A 1,134-nucleotide genomic window follows, 5' to 3' on the forward strand; every position below is an offset into this window, starting at 1 on the left:
CACCACGATGAGCCCGTCCAAGATCGGGATGATCGTGCAAGCCGCGTTGGCGCTGACCAATATCGAGAAGCAAACTCGCTGAGATCACCTCACTGATTGAAAAGTGGACTTATTTCTTTGAATTAATTCTCCTTTATGGCTTCGAGAGGAGGTCTCTGATTGTGGAATCGAGCTTGGCAGCGAGAGTTACCTCGTAGGTACCAGGAATGCGCCCTGGGTCGACTAGCGCGAGCCAGCTGCGTCCGATTATTGTCCTTGACTGGGGGTGGGGCCAGTCAAGGTTAAGTGCCTCGAGTTGCAAGTTTTCCAAAGGAAAAAACAAATTCCATGGGTCACTGGTTTCAATGAATTCTTGAGCAGGGGATCCGTAGATTGCTTCGTTGATGGTAGATATCCGAAGAAAAGTAGATATATCTACTGATGTTTTCTCCCAAGAATCATCCCTGGAAAGCTCATAGACAAGTTGGTTCTGACTGGTGGGGTCAAACGCCCACATCGAATTTCCTTGGTTTTCGCACCAGAAAGGAATCTTCCCCTTCTCTGGCTTGAGCTCATTTAGTGGGATTGCGTAATTTTGGTGTGTTATGCCAGAATCCCAAGCTTGGGATAGTTCGTGCCAGTGGACCAGGGGTTCGGGGGTGTCGTTGTTCTGGATTTTCGGTGCTGGTTTTTTTGGAGGGCCATACCATTCGTTTAGGAAGGTCTCTATCTGGATAGATTTATTGGATTTAAGCCAGGATTGAATAATATTCATGACTGTGCTTCTCTTTTTTCTTGCTTGCGTTATGTCTTGGGCTTCTTGAGTATATCCGAGACTTATGTATGCTGAGGGTTTTAACCTGAAGGAAGCGCATCGTCCGCTGGGGCAGCACCAACACGGTTCGCTGTCGGCGGGTGATGATTATCCTAGCCTCTTCCAGCGGTAACACCGTTCCAGCAGGGTCGGACCGTGGCGCCTTACCGTGATCGCTCACGGCAGGTTTCCACGGCCCGCCCTCCGAACCCGCCGTGCGCCTTTCAGTGCAACGGGCTCTCCATGGAGGTGATCTCAGTGACTGGGAATCTGCAGGAACCCGACAATCAAGACGAGGGGTGCATTCATGGGTGAACTTTCGTTCCCCTGACACAGGCGTG

The 1,134-nt window shown here is 50.5% G+C and carries 1 protein-coding gene; it reads right to left on the minus strand.

The genetic code is table 11. From position 1 onward, the window contains the following. Positions 1–133 precede the first annotated feature (133 nt). Positions 134–754 (minus strand): hypothetical protein, encoded by a 621-nt coding sequence (locus tag ACWGKS_RS30075; RefSeq protein WP_358515753.1) that lies wholly within the window; start codon positions 752–754, stop codon positions 134–136. Between the last annotated feature and the right edge of the window lie 380 nt (positions 755–1,134).

The sequence above is a fragment of the Nocardiopsis sp. NPDC055879 genome (genome assembly GCF_053615935.1).